Annotated in this window: 8 protein-coding genes; 3 read left to right on the top strand and 5 right to left on the bottom strand. The window is 60.4% G+C overall.

Going from position 1 to position 16,514, the window contains the following annotated elements; genetic code table 11:
• Window positions 1-129: 129 nt before the first annotated feature.
• Complete coding sequence (locus tag O3S81_RS24040; RefSeq protein ID WP_269347242.1) at window positions 130-867, bottom strand: helix-turn-helix transcriptional regulator; 738 nt, start codon at window positions 865-867, stop codon at window positions 130-132.
• Window positions 868-1,205: 338 nt separating this feature from the next.
• Here O3S81_RS24040 and O3S81_RS24035 point away from each other — a divergent pair, with 338 nt between their 5' ends.
• Window positions 1,206-2,972, top strand: coding sequence for a glucan ABC transporter ATP-binding protein/ permease (locus O3S81_RS24035; protein ID WP_269347241.1), 1,767 nt, complete (start codon window positions 1,206-1,208; stop codon window positions 2,970-2,972).
• A 93-nt stretch (window positions 2,973-3,065) separates the two neighbouring features.
• Here O3S81_RS24035 and O3S81_RS24030 read toward each other — a convergent pair whose 3' ends face one another.
• Both O3S81_RS24030 and O3S81_RS24025 read right to left on the bottom strand, forming a co-directional pair.
• The gene (locus O3S81_RS24030; protein ID WP_269347240.1) at window positions 3,066-3,311 is read right to left on the bottom strand and encodes a hypothetical protein; all 246 of its coding nucleotides are present in this window, start codon (window positions 3,309-3,311) and stop codon (window positions 3,066-3,068) included.
• A gap of 375 nt (window positions 3,312-3,686) precedes the next feature.
• Window positions 3,687-12,182, bottom strand: coding sequence for a GH36-type glycosyl hydrolase domain-containing protein (locus O3S81_RS24025; RefSeq protein WP_269347239.1), 8,496 nt, complete (start codon window positions 12,180-12,182; stop codon window positions 3,687-3,689).
• Window positions 12,183-12,759: 577 nt separating this feature from the next.
• On the opposite strand from O3S81_RS24025, the gene O3S81_RS24020 reads away from it, so the two are divergent.
• Window positions 12,760-13,941 carry a M20 aminoacylase family protein gene (locus O3S81_RS24020; RefSeq protein ID WP_269347238.1) on the top strand — a complete coding sequence of 394 codons (1,182 nt, stop codon included), beginning with the start codon at window positions 12,760-12,762 and terminating at the stop codon, window positions 13,939-13,941.
• A 71-nt stretch (window positions 13,942-14,012) separates the two neighbouring features.
• On the opposite strand, the gene O3S81_RS24015 is transcribed toward O3S81_RS24020, so the two are convergent.
• The gene (locus O3S81_RS24015) at window positions 14,013-14,156 is read right to left on the bottom strand and encodes a hypothetical protein (protein ID WP_269347237.1); all 144 of its coding nucleotides are present in this window, start codon (window positions 14,154-14,156) and stop codon (window positions 14,013-14,015) included.
• 229 nt (window positions 14,157-14,385) lie between these two features.
• On the opposite strand from O3S81_RS24015, the gene O3S81_RS24010 reads away from it, so the two are divergent.
• A complete protein-coding gene (locus O3S81_RS24010) occupies window positions 14,386-15,489 on the top strand; it encodes an NAD(P)/FAD-dependent oxidoreductase (RefSeq protein WP_269347236.1) in 1,104 nt (367 codons plus the stop codon).
• Between the two features lie 14 nt (window positions 15,490-15,503).
• Here the strand turns inward: O3S81_RS24010 and O3S81_RS24005 are convergent, their stop codons facing one another.
• The gene (locus O3S81_RS24005; RefSeq protein ID WP_269347235.1) at window positions 15,504-16,478 is read right to left on the bottom strand and encodes a threonine ammonia-lyase; all 975 of its coding nucleotides are present in this window, start codon (window positions 16,476-16,478) and stop codon (window positions 15,504-15,506) included.
• Window positions 16,479-16,514 lie beyond the last annotated feature (36 nt).

Genomic DNA, 16,514 nt, shown 5'->3' with positions numbered 1-16,514 from the left:
ACAAGTATTTTCGATATCTTCAAGACGGTCTCCCCACACGCCAAAACAAATTTTCTGCTGCACTGCGGAATTAAGCAGCAAAAACCCGTCTTGGAAAGGGCAATTCCGGCGAGAAATGTCCTGTTTGCGCTAGCTCAGCAGACCGTGGCGGAAAGCAAGCGCTACGGTATGTTGCCGGTTCCTGGCGCTGAAACGGCGCTGGATTCCGTTGATATACCAGTCGACAGTGTGGTTGGAGATCGATAGCTGGCGTCCGATTTCGGTGGAAGTCATGCCATCCGCCATCAGCGTCAGCACCTCCATTTCTCGCCTCGTCAACTCAAGAGCCGAAACATCCGGCGCATTGCTGAGATGATGAGCCTGACCCGAAAGATCGAGCAGACGCCAGAACACCGCACGCGTGGCCGCGTCGAGCAATTCGACCTGCAACGAGGGCAATTGCCGGTCCTGACCGCCGATGAACACCGCGCCGATGAAGCCCGCGCGGCCATGCACGGGAAAGGCATAACCGCCCTGCAGACCGTAACGCCCGGCATCATGAAAAAAGACACTCGCCCTTTTCCGATGCATCGCGCGCGGCAGGCCTTCAAGCGCTTCCTTCCACTGGAACGGCTTGTGCACCATGCCGATCACTTTGCGGACGGGATCGACGAGATTGTATTTCTTGGCCCTGTAGACCTCGATCCAGCCTTCGGGAAGATGTTGCGCGAGAATCTGGCCGGTTGTGGCGAGTTCGCCGGTCATTCGCCTGCTGACGAGGAAATACTCGAAACCGTATTCGCGAATAAGCGTCACGAATTCAGAGCGAACGCGGTCGGCGTTTCCCGCCTGGTAGCACGCAGAGATGAAGTGAAGAATATCATGCATAAAGACACATGGTCCGGGGCTTGGCTTGAAGGGGATGACACGAAGGACATGGTCCCGCGATGACGTCATGTTACTCGGGCGCCGGTCGGTTCAGATTGAACATATCGTCGTTAGCAATCCCTGAAACGAAGATGCGAAATCTAGTGACGGCAGGCCCCGGGAAACATCGGGTTCGGTTTTTTCGGTTCGCACGCGCGGTCAATCTGTTAAGCCGCCATTCAGACAGAAAGAGCGATAATTACACAAAATTCGCCGTCTCATGCAACCTTGCTAAAGCAGCAGAGCATTGAGGCCGAACAATCAACCGCTTGAAAAGACGCCCGGACTGGATTGAAAATTTGACCTTGTTTCAGGTTTACACACGCGCTCTGCGCTATCTGACCGTTCATAAGTGGCGTGTGACGGTGGTCGTCATCGCCAACGTCATTCTTGCAGCGATCACCATCGCCGAACCCGTGCTGTTCGGCCGGATCATTGACGCCATTTCCTCCGGCACCAATGTCACGCCCATCCTCATTCTGTGGGCGGGTTTTGGCGTCTTCAACACCGTCGCCTATGTCGCGGTCGCCCGCGAGGCCGACCGTCTGGCCCATGGCCGGCGCGCAACGCTCCTGACGGAAGCCTTCGGGCGCATTATCTCGATGCCGCTCTCTTGGCACCATCAGCGCGGCACGTCCAATGCCCTGCATACGCTGCTGCGTGCCAGTGAAACGCTGTTCGGCCTCTGGCTTGAATTCATGCGCACGCATCTCGCCACCTTCGTGGCGCTGGTGCTGCTCGTCCCGACTGCCATGGCCATGGACCTGCGCCTGAGCTTCGTCCTGATCGGCCTCGGCATCGTCTACTGGTTCATCGGCAAGTGGGTGATGGGCCGCACCAAGGACGGCCAGGCTTCGGTCGAGGAGCACTATCACAGCGTTTTTGCCCATGTCAGCGATTCCATCAGCAACGTATCGGTGCTGCATAGCTACAACCGCATCGAGGCCGAAACGAAGGCGCTGAAATCCTTCACCGAGAAGCTCCTGAGCGCGCAATATCCCGTGCTCGACTGGTGGGCTTTCGCGAGCGCTCTGAACCGCACGGCCTCCACCGTTTCGATGATGATCATCCTCGTCATTGGCACCGTGCTTGTAAAGAACGGCGAGCTGCGTGTGGGTGATGTCATCGCCTTTATCGGTTTCGCCAATCTCCTGATCGGCCGTCTGGACCAGATGCGCCAATTCGTGACGCAGATTTTCGAAGCCCGCGCCAAGCTTGAGGACTTTTTCGTTCTGGAGGATTCCGTCAAGGAACGGGAAGAGCCGGGCGATGCCCGCGAATTGTCCAATGTCTCCGGCACCGTGGAGTTCCGCCACATCAATTTCGGTTTTGCCAACACCAAGCAGGGCGTTCACGACGTTTCGTTCACGGCCAAGGCCGGTGAGACCATTGCGATCGTCGGGCCGACCGGCGCCGGCAAGACCACGCTGATCAACCTTCTGCAACGCGTCTACGATCCCGATTCCGGTCAGATCCTGATCGACGGTACCGATATTTCGACGGTCACGAAAAACTCGCTGCGCAACTCCATCGCGACCGTGTTCCAGGATGCCGGCCTATTGAACCGTTCCATCCGCGAGAACATCCGCCTCGGCCGTGAAACGGCCACCGATGCGGAAGTGGTGGAAGCAGCAGCAGCGGCAGCGGCAACGGATTTCATCGACAGCCGCATCAACGGCTATCTGACCCAGGTGGGCGAGCGCGGCAACCGCCTTTCCGGCGGCGAGCGCCAGCGTATCGCCATTGCCCGCGCCATCCTGAAGAACGCCCCCATTCTGGTCCTCGATGAGGCGACCAGTGCGCTGGACGTTGAAACCGAAGCCCGCGTGAAGGCGGCCGTGGATGCACTGAGAAAGAACCGCACGACCTTCATTATCGCCCACCGTCTTTCCACGGTTCGCGATGCCGATCTCGTCCTGTTCCTCGATCAGGGCCGGATCATCGAAAAGGGCACCTTCGATGAGCTGAGCCAGCGCGGCGGACGCTTCACCTCGCTGCTACGCACCAGTGGCCTGCTGACGGAAGACGAAGGCCAGCAGCCCCGACCGAAGGCCATAGCCTCCTGAGGCCTTGGCCGAGGCAATAGAAGCAAGGGCGGACAACAGTGTCCGCCCTTTTTCTTTGCCTGCTTTCGCGAGACCGGGCGAACCATGGATCGCCTATCGGAGAATTCCGGCCAAAGAGTTCGACAGCCAAAAATCTATCTGCCCGAAAGGGAGGACATTCCCCAGGAAGGCAACAAAACCTGCAGCGACATTGAATGCGAAAATTCCGAGAAGCACGCCGAGCAGGATTCCAACGCTCGTTTTCCGAGGATAGCGTGCCGACCAACACGACAACGCCAGGGAAAGAATGGCGAGCGATACCAGCAGGCCGGTTTCTGTGAAAGATGCACTGAACTGCAAAGTCCCCTCCTCCGCGATCCACCGAGTTCATCGAGAAGCCCACGGAGACCCCAGCGTTACGGTCATTTTCTGAAACGGACCATACATGCCGGCTCCCTGTCATGGAACATCTTTGGGGAATGGCTCGCTCGCGACCACCGTCCCTGCTCGGAGTGATTGACCATCGTGACCTGGCAATCCGGCCCCGCTGATCGTGGCTCTCGTGGACGCCCGCTCATTGCCGCCGATCCTCAGCCGGTGATTTCAAAGGCGACTGCGACGGGCCTATGATCCGGTAAACGTGCCGAAGCATAGGCAAAGGCTGCCCCACAAAAACTCAGGCCCCTGCGTCACCGCAGGAGCCTGAGTTTAAAAGCGAGCAGAGACCTGATCGTCTCAGTCGAGGAAGATCACCCCATCACCGACCGCCAGGTCCTTACCGTCGACGGATACGGAAACCTCCGCCGTACCGGCCTTGCGGCTGACGGCGATGTTTCTTGCCTTGCCGCCGAGCGCGATCTTGACCGAGAAACCGCTCCAGTCTTCCGGTAGCGACGGCGAAATATGCAGCTTTCCGTCGGTGCGGGTGATGCCGAGAATGCCCTCGACTGCGGCGCGGTAGAGCCAGCCGGCGGAGCCGGTGTACCAGCTCCAGCCACCACGACCCGCATAGGCGCCTTCACCATAAACGTCGGCAGTCACCACATAAGGTTCGACCCGATAGGTTTCCGAGGATGCCGCGTCGAGCGCGTGGTTGACCGGGTTGAGCAGCTTGAAGCAGTTCCAGGCCTCCTGCGCGCGGCCCTGCTTGGCAAGCGCAAGAACCACCCAGGTCGCCGCATGGGTATATTGTCCGCCGTTTTCGCGCACACCCGGCGGATATCCCTTGATGTAGCCGGGATCATGCGGCGCACGCGAGAAGGGCGGTGTGAACAGCCGGATGACACCGGTCTTTTCATCGACCAGATGTTCCATGACGGCATCCATCGCCTGGCGTGAACGGCCTTCCTCACCCTCGCCGGAGAGAACGCTCCAGCTCTGGCCGAGAGAATCGATTCGGCATTCCTCGCTTTCGGCGGAACCGAGCGGCGTGCCGTCATCGAAATAACCGCGACGGTAATAGCTGCCATCCCAGCCCGCCGTTTCCAGCGTCTGGCGCAGCTTTTCACGGTGCGAGGCCCATTTTCCGACCCGGTCGGTATCTCCGCGTTTCTCGGCGATACCGATGAAATCGCGCAATGCACCGGACAGGAACCAACCGAGCCAGACGCTTGTGCCCTTGCCACCGACGCCCACGCGGTTCATGCCGTCGTTCCAGTCGCCGCCGAGGATCAACGGCAGGCCGTTTTCACCGGTGCGATGGATGGCAAGATCAAGCGCCAGCGCCGCATGTTCATAAAGCGTGCCAGACCTGTCACTCGTTTCCGGCTGGAAGAAAGCATCGTGCTGACCGGGCATCAATGCCGGCCCCTTCAGGAAGGGAATGCTCTCATCGAGGATGGCAGCGTCGCCCGTCGCCGAGACATATTGGTTGATGGCATAAGCAAGCCAGACCACGTCATCGGAGATCGTCGTGCGGACACCGGCGCCCGTCAGCGGCAGCCACCAGTGCTGCACATCGCCTTCCGGGAACTGACGGCCTGCCGCGCGCAGGATCTGCTTGCGGGCGAGATCCGGCTGGTAGAGCAGGAAAGCCAGCGTATCCTGAAGCTGGTCACGGAAACCGAAGGCGCCGCTCGACTGGTAAAAGGCGGTGCGCGCCAGAATGCGGCACGCCAGCGCCTGATAGGGCAGCCAGTTATTGACCATGTGGTTGAAGCCGGCATCGGGCGTAGAGACCTGCAACTGGCCGGTAAAGCCCGTCCAGAATGCCTTGCTCTCGTCCAGTACCGACAGGAAGTCCGCCTGGCGAACATCCTTCACCAGCGCTTCAGCCTCTTCCGCATTGTCGGCATCGCCGAGAATGAAGGTCATGTGCCGTTCTTCGCCGGGCTTCAGGTGGATTTCCTGCATCAGTGCCGCGCAGGGATCACCATCGACCTCGGTGGTGCCGCTGAGCGCCGCACCGGACACGATGCCCTGCGGGGCCTGTGCCGAACCGAAGCGGCCGATGAATTCCCGGCGGCTGGTGGTGAAGCCGCTGGCTTCACTGTCGAGCGTAAGGAACGCGGTGCGGGCGCTATAATCGATGCTGTAGGGGTTCGACGCGAAGATCGCGTTGCTGTCCGCATCATGCCTGCTCAGGATGAACGGCGCGGATTTCTGGCCATTATTGCCGAGCACCCATTCCACATAGGCATAGACCTTCAGACGGCGGCTTTTCGAACCCTTGTTGCGCACGATGACCTGCGAGAACTTGACCGGCTTTTCACGGTCAACGGTCTGCGTCAGCTCGACTTCGAGCGTATCCGCCACGCTGGTCAGCACGGAATAACCGAGACCATGGCGGGTTTCGAACATGGCTTCGGGATCGCGCGACAGCGCGGCACAGGGCGTATAGAGCTTTCCTGTTTCCACATCGGCAACATAGAAGGCCTCACCCGGCCGGTTGATGACCGGGTCATTGGTCCAGGGTGTCAACTGGTAGTCGCGCGAATTGCGGCTCCAGCTGAAACCGGCGCCTTCGGCCGAAATATGGAAGCCGAAATTCTCGTTCGAGATAACGTTGATCCATGGATGCGGCGTGGACTGCCCGCCATTCAGGCGCACCACATATTCCTGACCGTTCCTGGCGAAGCCGCCGAAACCGTTCCAGAAATCGAGATCGCCCGCATCCTCGACCGGTTCCGCAACCGGAAAGGCCGGCACGGGCAGACGGGCCTGCGCAGCATCAGAGGTGCCGTCAGGACCGCGATTGGCCGCAAACAGCGAGACCGCGCGATTGATCTGGTCGACGATCTTGCCGTTGCGCACGTGCAGCACAACGCGGGAAGCGGCGAGAAGCGCGCTCCATGTCTCTTCGTCCATCAGGTCGCGGCGAACGGAGAAGACGTGCGGGCGACCACCATCGGCAGGATTGATGCGGCGCTGCGTCTCGGAAATATGATCGAGCGCATGCTGCATATCCTGCGCATAGGACGCAGCCCGTTCGTTGACGATGACGAGATCGAAGATCACGCCGCGTGAACGCAGATATTCGTGGGCGCTCAGCGCTTCACGGGCGATATCCATGTCCATGTCATCGTTGATGCGCAGGCTGAAGATCGGGAAATCGCCCGAAATGGCAAGCGGCCACAAGGCGCGCTGCGAAGCGAGGCCCGTTTTCAGCGTTTCCGAATCCGCACGCAGATGCATGTCGGGATAGGTCAGATAACGACCGAGATGCTGGAAGGCGGCCGCCTGCTGCGAGGTGACGCCGACATGGCGCATCTGCACCTGCGTACGCGTCCAGGCATGCACGAGTTCGTGGGCGAAAGCGTCCGGATGACGATAACGATCGATCGCCTTGTCGACTTCCTCACGGCTCGGTGCAGCAATCGTCCAGAAGATCACGCTCACCTTCTTGCCGGCAGGCACACGCACGGTGCGCCGCAGCGACAGGATCGGATCAAGCGTGAAACCGTCGGTGCTGGAGAGCGCCGCACCGGCATCGAATGCCGCCGCTTCGCGCAGCGACCGTCCGCGGCCGATGAACTTGGCGCGGTCCGTCTCGAACTCCGTCGGGCGCGACGGGCCGGCATTGTCGGCGGCCAGATGCGCGATGACGGTGCCCGGCTCGTTCGGGCTGCGGCGGTTACGCCAGGCGCGGATGACGTCACCGCGGCGGCCGATTTCCGTCTGCACGAACATGCGCGAGAACAGCGGATGGGCGTTGTCATCATCTTCAGACGCGATGACCGGCTCCATATAGGAGGTCACTTCAATGTAACGATCCTCGGAACCAACGTTCAGCAGGGTGATGCGGCGGCCTTCGGCATCGTGCTCGGTGGCAACGATGCACTCGACCACGCTCTGCAGATCGCCGATGGTCTTGTGGAACTCGGCCTTGTCGTCGGTGAAGATCGTCTTGGTCTTTTCACCTTCGATGACACGCGGCTCGGCCGTCGCACTCCACCATTGTCCATTGGTGGTGTCGCGCAGGAAGATGAAGGTGCCCCAGCGGTCGTCGGTCGGATCCGCCTTCCAGCGGGAAATCGCCTGTCCGTTCCACTTCGAATAACCCGCACCCGTCGAGGTGAGCATCGTCGAATAATGGCCGTTCGAGAGGAACACCACTTCGCGGTCGCGCACCGCCGGATCGGCAATGGAGCGTACTTCCGCACGCAGGAGGTCGGCCTGTTCCTTGCCGGGTGTTTCCGGCTCGTATTTGGCGCTCATGACCGGCACTTCGCGCGGGGCCTTTTCCTGCAGCAGCAGTTCGGCCGCTTCGATCACCGGATCGGAATGGAAAAGCTCGCGCAGCACGCCATCAAAGGCGACGTTGGCAACGGCCGCGATCGACATGCCGTGGTGGTGGGCATAATAGTTGTAAACCACCGCGCAGACCTTGCCGTCAGGCACACGTGTCGGCGTGAAGTCCACCGCGTCATGGAAACCATACTGGCCGAGCGCGCCAAGCTTGCGCAGCTTGTCGAGGTTCTCCAGCGCACCGTCAGGATCGTACTGGCTGGCGAGGATCGACGCGTAAGGCGCGATCACCGCATTCTGGCCGAGGCCACGCTTGAGGCCAAGCGTCGGCACGCCGAAGTTGGTGTACTGATAGTTCATGTTGTGATCGCGGGCGTTGAATGCCGCTTCGGAAATGCCCCATGGCGTGCCGAGACGGCGGCCGTGGTTCATCTGTTCCTTGACGATCAGATTGTTGGTCTGGTTGAGAATGCCACCCTGACGCTCCTGCATGACGAGCGGCGGCATCAGATATTCGAACATCGAGCCCGACCAGGAGACCAACGCGCCCTGCGCACCGATCGGCACGACCTGACGGCCGAGACGGTACCAGTGTTCGGTCGGCAGATCGCCCTTTGCGATGGCAAAGAGGCTGGTCAGGCGGCATTCGGAGGCCAGAAGGTCATAGCAGGCCTCGTCCAGCTCCTTGCTTTCGACGCGGTAGCCAATCGACAGAAGACGACGATCCTTGCGGTAGAGGAAGGTGAAGTCCATCGAGAAAGCGAGGTTGCGGCTGCGGTCGCGCAGCGATGCGAGACGCTGGCGCAGCGGCTCCATATTGGTGAGGTCGATGGCGCTGTCGGAAATATGCGCCTCGCAGGATTCCACCAGCAATTGCGCCCAGCGGGTCACTTCCGCACTCTGTGCGGACTTCACCTCGTGATCGACATTGGTGGCGAGCTTCTGGATGTCACGTGCCAGAACCGCAAGGTTGATGACGCGGATCGAGGCGAATTCATGCTCGCGCTTGACGGAGGCAAGAGCGTTCGAGAAGCCGATGATGCGTTCCTCGAGACGGCGATGCAGCGGACGCAGGTTCTTGCGGTCGTCGGGCAGCGCCTTCAGCGTTTCGCGCAGAATGCCGGCGACATCACCGATACCATCCAGATTGCCCTGAAGATGGGCCGACGGCGCTTCGGCCCAGTCACGGCAGGCGGACGAGACCGCAATCAGGTGGCCGGCGAGATTGCCGCTGTCCACCGCCGAAACATAGCGCGGTCCAAGCGTCTGCAGCGTATCCGTATGATACCAGTTGTAGAGATGGCCGCGATGCTTCTCCATCTTTTCGACGGTCTGGATCGTGTTTTCGATCCGCTCCAGCGTATCGGCAAAGCTGATCCAGCCGAACTGGCGCGCCGATATGACGGACAGCAGATAGACGCCGATATTGGTGGGCGAGGTGCGCGAGGCGACGATCGGTTCCGGCGTTTCCTGGAAGTTGTCCGGCGGCAGGTGGTTTTCCTGCGGCGTCACGAAGGTTTCATAATAACGCCAGGTGCGACGCGCGATCTTGCGCAGCTCGAAGGAGACATGTTCGGAAACGAACAGCCGGTCTTCGGTTTCCGCCGACTGGCTGACATACCAGGCAACAGCCGGGGAGAGAACCCAGAGCAGCGTGAAGGGAATGCCGATCAGGAAGGCGTTGTCGCCGGGCAGCGCCGCGAACAGGAGGCCGAGCATGGCCACCACGGGCGCATGCCACATCTGCCGGTAATAATCGACGATGCTGCCCTGCGCACTGGACTGCATGCTGGCGGCCGTGCGCCATTCCAGCATCAACTTGTGGCTGACGAGCAGGCGATAGAGCGAGCGGGCAATCGCATCCGTCATCATGCAGGCGGCATCGGCGATGAAGACGATGCGCAGTGCAACCTGCGCATTGGTGGCGCGGATTTCCGACCAGATGGTGTGGAAATGCGCCTGCGGCACGATATCGGTGGAGCGCGGCACGAGGCCGGACAGCAGCGACAGCGTGGGCGCAACGAAGAGCGAGAAGATCAGCAGGATCTGCCAGATCAGGGCACCGAGCGGATCCATGAAATACCAGCCCAGCACCGAAGCGAAGAACCAGGCGATCGGCGTCAGCGAACGGCGCAGATTGTCGACCATCTTCCAGCGGCCGATGGCGGTGACGCCACGGGCACGGTCGAGGATGAAGGGAAGCAGCTGCCAGTCGCCACGCGCCCAGCGGTGCTGACGGGAGACTTCAACCTCGTAGCGGGTCGGGAAATCCTCGACCAGCTCCACATCGGTCACCAGCGCGCAGCGCGCGAAGGAGCCTTCGAGCAGATCGTGGCTGAGAATGGAATTCTCCTCGATACGGCCCTTCAGCGCCGCTTCGAAGGCATCCACATCATAAAGACCCTTGCCGGTGAAGGTGCCTTCGGAGGTCAGGTCCTGATAGACGTCGGAAACGGTAAAGACGTAAGGATCGATACCGCGATTGATCGAGAAGACACGCTGGAAGACGGATGCGTCCTTGCCGGTCGTCAGCGAGGGTGTCACGCGCGGCTGCAACAGGCCGTAACCTTCCACGACGCGGCCGGACACCGGATCGATCTTCGGACGGTTGATCGGGTGGTGCATCTTACCGACGAGCTTGGTCACCGCATCGCGCATCAGGCGCGTATCGGCATCCAGCGTCATGACGTATTTGACATCGGCCGGCACGATATTCGCGCCGCTGAGGAACGTCGTGTCCTTGTCGCCGCGCAGCAGCATGTTCAGCTCATGCAGCTTGCCGCGCTTGCGCTCCCAGCCCATCCAGCAGCCTTCGGCCGGATTGTAGATGCGGCGGCGATGCAGCAGGTAAAAACGTGTCTTTCCATCGAAGGCATAACGGTTGTTCAGCGCCGCAAGCTCGCGCCTGGCATAATCGAGAATCTCGATATCGTCTTCGGACTGCTCGTATTGCGCATCGCGCCAGTCGCTCACCAGCGAGAAATAAATCTCGCCATGCGGGTTGGCGAGATAATGCACCTCGATATTGCGCATCATCTCATCGACGCTGTCGCGGCTGGTCAACATGCAGGGCACGGCAACCAATGTACGGGCATCCTCAGGGATACCGTTCTTGAATTCGTATCCGACGAGCCGGAACGGCTTCACGAAGAAGGTGACGAGCGTGTTGAAGAGGCCGGTAGCACCTTCGGATGCCGGCAACGCAAACATCAGCAGGAAGGCGGTGACGACATACCAGGGCATGCCCGCCTTTGCCAGGAACCAGCCGACCGCAAGCATCGCGACCGCCGTAATGAGAAGCACCGGCGCGGCGATCGCGAGCCAGTTGAACTTGCGCATCGAGCGGACGATGTGCTGCGACGCGAGCGGCCGATACCCCAGCGCCTTTTCAAGCTCGAAGCGGCGCTGACCGACGAGCACCGAGCCGACATTGACGCGATGGTTCTCGTCAGCGCCCGCAGGCAGATCGGACCGTGCCATTTCGACGGCGGCACGCGCCACCTCCACTTCGGTCTTGGGTGAGCGGCGGGCCAGAAGCTCGATCGTGTTGCGATAGGTGTTGCGCGAACCGAAATCGAGAACCTCGTAATCGGTCTCCTCGCGCAGGACCTTATCGATATGGCTGACTTCCTCGAACCACACCGACCACTCGGTATCGTCGATCTCCCGCAGGCTCTTGACGATGTTGCCCATCGTCACATTGCCGGAGGCCAGGCGGTTATGTTCGGACATCATGACGTTTTCGGCGTCAGTGCCGGCGGCATGCAGACGCTCTTCGAGCCAAGCGACCGCGAAGCCCGATGTCTGCGAACCGTTGCGCAGACGATAGAGGAACTGCGTCGCAAAGGTCGGATCATCGACCAGTGAATCGACCTGCTTGAGAAGTGCGGCCGATGCTTCGGCATCATTCAGCCGGATGATCTCGTCGACGACCTCATTCGCCTTCTGGCGCATGCGGCGCGAGCGCTCGACGCGGATGGAGATGCGGCGCAGATTTTCGATAAGAACAAAACGGATGATCGACGGCAGCGCCCACAATTCGCCGATCTGCAGCGTTTTGGACGTCTGGTAGCCATCCACCAGCGCCGTCATGTTTTCGCGCGAAACCGTGCTGTGGGTATGGGCGACATAAAGCCAGCCGAGCGCCATGACGCGAGGAATGGTCACTCCGCCCACCGTCATCGTCGGCAGCTGGCGATAGAATTTGCGCGGGAAATCGCGCCGCACTTCCTGGATCGCTTCTTCGATGACGTAGTGATTATCGAGCAGCCATTCCGCCGCCGGCGTGATCGTTGCACCATTTTCCGCATCAACGGCCGTCGTGCGGTAGACCCGCAGGATTTCCTTCTCATTCTCGCGGTGACGCTCGAAGAAATCGAATTCCATGAAGCCGGGCAGGCTGTCGGCACCGTCGCGGGAAAGCGCGGCACCGGCATCATGCAGTTCCTCGATCGTCATGTAGGACGCACGGATCGAATCGTTATGATCGATCTGCTTCGTCTCGGAATCACGGGCGGCGGCGGTCGGGGTGATATGAAATGACATCGGGCTCGTATTCTGAACTTTATGGAGATTTGTTCGACTGGACCGGCATTTCGTTCATGGCGGAAACACGAACGAAAATCAGGCCACGCTATATTTATGACTTATCCTGAACCTTCGGTGAACCGGACGCGACACCGAGCGGAACGGGTCATCAGGTGGAAGGCACCCGCAGGCCTGGCATCTTGGTCTGCATTTATTCCGATATACTTGCAAAACCGGAGATCGGTGCGGCAACGAGATTTTCGATAATGGGAAGAAAATGACGTCCTGCGGCCCGGCATCGCCGTTCCAACCGCATTTCGCACCCTCCCCGACGGCGAAAACTGTTCGCGCAAAGTCCGATATTCCCCCGTTGACAACCTGAAAGGCAACGCGGAACCGGGACTGCCCGCGCTACATCCGAAAGAAGCTAATGCCCCAGGACGTCAATAGTTCCATGCCACCTGTCGCGGCACGATGCAAGCGCTGAATTTCAGGCCGTTTCGGCACCGGTAACGCCCCTTACGCATGTTCGCATATGCTGCTATGTCCTTTGTAAAAGGCGCCAGAAAAAACGGCCGAACCCGGGACTTCGAAAATGACCAGACAGACCGCGAATATCGCATCCTTCGCCAACCATATGCCGGATGTGGTGGCTATTCGCCGCCACCTGCACCGCAATCCGGAAATCGGCCTTTCCGAGTTCAAGACCTCGGATTTCATTGCCGAACAATTGCTGGCAATGGGCTATGAAGTGACGCGGGGGCTCGCCGGAACCGGCATCGTCGCGACGCTACGTAACGGCGACAGTGCGCGCACGCTGGGCATTCGCGCCGATATCGACGCCCTGCCGATCCACGAGGAAACCGGGACGGATTATGCAAGCGCCAATCAGGGTGTGATGCACGCCTGCGGCCATGACGGTCACACGGCCATGTTGCTGGGAGCGGCGAAGATCATCGCCGAACGCAAGAATTTCGACGGAACCCTGCATCTGATCTTCCAGCCGGCGGAGGAAAATTTCGGCGGCGCCCGCATCATGATCGAGGACGGCCTGTTCGAGCGTTTCCCCTGCGATGCGGTCTTTGCCCTGCATAATGATCCTGGCCTGCCCTTCGGGCAGTTCGTGCTGCGCGACGGGCCGATCCTTGCCGCCGTCGACGAATGCAAGATCACCGTCAAGGGTTATGGCGGCCATGGCGCCGAACCGCAGGATGCGGCCGACCCCATCGTTGCCGGCGCAAGCATCATCATGGCCTTGCAGACGGTGGTGTCGCGCAACATCCATCCACAACTGTCGGCCGTCGTCACCGTGGGCGCATTCCATGCTGGTGCTGCCAGCAACGTCATTCCCGAAACGGCGGAGATGCTGCTGACTATCCGCTCTTTCGACCCGGGCGTGCGCGACGAGCTGGAAAAGCGCATCCGGGCCATCGCCGAAGGCCAGGCGGCCAGCTATGGCATGAGCGTGACCATCGATTACGAGCGCGGTTATAACGCAACCGTCAACCACAAGGCGGAAACGGATTATGTCGCCGATCTCGCCCGCCGTTTTGCCGGGCCGGAAAAGGTGGCAGAGATGCAGCGCCCGTCCATGGGTGCGGAAGACTTCGCCTATATGCTGGAGAAGCGGCCGGGCTGCTATTTCTTCCTCGGTACGGCGCGCACCGACAACGACCCGCCGCTGCACCATCCGAAATTCGATTTCAACGACGATATCCTGCCGATCGGAACGACCTTCTGGGTGGATCTGGCAGAGGATTATCTGAAGGCGCGATAAATATGAAAAGGCCGGTCGGAGGAGCGACCGGCCTTTATTCTCCAGTTACCTGATGGAAAAGATCGGGAGGATCAGGGAACGAGACCGAATATGACGGCGACGACAAAAGCCACGCAGACGCCGACAAGAGCCGCATGCACCGAATCTCTCCAGTTGCGCGGCGACTGGGGCTGCGAGACAAAGTCTTTTACTTTTCCTGCCTTGGAATAAGACATTGTACAACTCCCTTCCTGCTCGGCCCGTCAAAGCGGGCATTGCTTAGTTCCAGCAAAGAATAGCTTTATTCCCCACTGTTTCAGTAGAGATAAAATTCCATAAGATCGGCGCATCGGGAAAAATACGGATTGCGACTTGCCCGTTGGCAAGCATCAATCTACCCATTGCGCAGCATCAACGCGGCGGAGGCTGTTTCCGTTCAAAATCAGGGCCAATGCGCAAGAGACCATGACGGATATCGACGCCATCATCATCGGAGCCGGTGTGATCGGGCTTGCGACAGCCCGCGAACTGGCAAAACGCGGCCTTTCCGTCATCATCATCGAAAGCGAAAAGGAATTCGGCTCCGCGACGTCTTCCCGCAATAGCGAAGTCATCCATGCGGGCCTCTATTATCCGGCCGGAAGCCTCAAGGCGAAACTCTGCGTCGAGGGCAAGGAGCGACTTTATGACTTCTGCCGGAGCCATGGTGTTGCGCATCGCCGCTGCGGAAAACTCATCGTCGCCACGAGCGATGACGAAACGCCCCTGCTCGCCGCCCTTCGCGAAAAAGGCGAAGCCAATGGGTGCGACGATCTGGAACTGATCGGTGAGCGACACGCACTTTCACTCGAACCTGCCCTTGCCTGCAGCTCCGCCCTGCTCTCGCCCTCGACGGGCATCATCGACAGCCATGGCTATATGCTGGCCCTGCTTGGCGAGGCAGAAGACCATGGCGCGGCCCTTGCGCTCAACGCGCCGTTCGAAAGGGCGGAAGCGATCGGCAACGGTTTCCGGGTTCATGTCGGCGGAAAGGAACCTGTCAGCCTCACATGCCGGCTGCTTGTCAATTCCGCCGGCCTTGTCGCGCCGATGGTGGCAGCAATGATTGAGGGACTACCGTCAGAAGTAATCCCGCAGGCGCGTTTCGCCAAGGGCAGCTATTTCTCACTGACAGGCAAATCGCCTTTTTCGCGGTTGATCTATCCCGCGCCGCACACCCACGGCCTGGGTGTACACCTGACGCTGGATCTTGCCGGTCAAGCCCGGTTCGGGCCGGATGTGGAATGGGTGGACGCGATCGATTATGCCGTTGATCCCCGCCGCATGGAGGGTTTCGGCGACGCCATAAGGCGTTATTGGCCGGGCCTGCCGGAACACGCGCTGGCCCCGGCCTATTCCGGAATCCGCCCGAAAATTTCCGGGCCGGACGAACCGGCCATGGACTTTCGCATCGATGGACCGGAAACCCACGGTCTTGCGGGCCTCGTCAATCTGTACGGCATCGAAAGCCCCGGCCTGACCGCGTCACTGGCGATCGCCGGCGAGGTCGCGGCACGGCTAGAGGCCTGATATCAGCCGCAGCTTCAACCGAAGCGAGACAGAGCGTCCGCCATTATCCCCGGATCGACATTGCCGCCGGAGGTGACTGCAATCGCCGTCTCGCTTTCCAGCTCTTTACCGTGAAACAGGGCGGCCGCGAGCGCTACTGCGCCGCCGGGTTCGACGACGATCTTCAGCCGGTTGAAGGCAAGCACCATGGCCCGCAACGCTTCCTCTTCGGTCACGGCGATGCCTTTTCCGCAAAGCCGGGCCATGATGGGGAAGGTGATGTTACCGGGCTGCGGCGTGATGATCGCATCGCAGAGCGAGCCTGACGTCGTGGCATTGCGCTCTATCCTGCCGGATGCAAGCGAGCGCGCCACATCGTCGAAATGCTCCGGCTCCGACGTCCTGACCTTGTAATTCGGGGCTTTTGCAGCAAGCGCGAGCGCAATGCCGGAGGTCAGCCCGCCGCCGCCGCAAGGCACCAGAACCTCGGCCGCGCCAATGCCCAGTTCCGCGCCCTGTTCGGCAATTTCCAGCCCCACGGTCCCCTGCCCGGCAATGACCAGCGGTTCATCGAAGGGTCTGATCAGCGTCAACTCGCGTTCACGCGACAGCCGGTCGCCGATGGCATCGCGATCCTCGTTTGCCCGGTCGTAAAGCACCACTTCAGCACCATAGGCACGGGTATTGTCGATTTTGATCTTCGGTGCATCCGAGGGCATGATGATGACGGCGGGTACGCCATGCAGGCGGGCAGCCAGCGCCACGCCCTGCGCGTGGTTGCCGGAAGAGAAGGCGAGCACGCCCTTGGCGCGCACCTCCGCCGGCAGGCCGGACACCGCCGACCAGCCGCCGCGGAACTTGAAGGAGCCCGTCCTTTGCAGGCATTCCGCCTTCACGAAGAGCTTACGCCCGGCAATCTCGTCCAGAAAAGGCGATGTGAGCAGCGGTGTCCGCACCGCATGGTTGCCGATGCGCTTACGCGCCGCCTCGATCATCGAAATATCTGTCATGCCCTGCCCCCGGAGATGCGGATGTAATGCGGATTC

The organism is Agrobacterium sp. SOY23, assembly GCF_027212525.1.
GTDB classification, from domain to species: domain Bacteria; phylum Pseudomonadota; class Alphaproteobacteria; order Rhizobiales; family Rhizobiaceae; genus Agrobacterium; species Agrobacterium tumefaciens_I.
The sequence above is the reverse complement of the archived record's forward strand: the minus strand, read 5'-3'. Positions and strand labels throughout refer to the sequence as shown.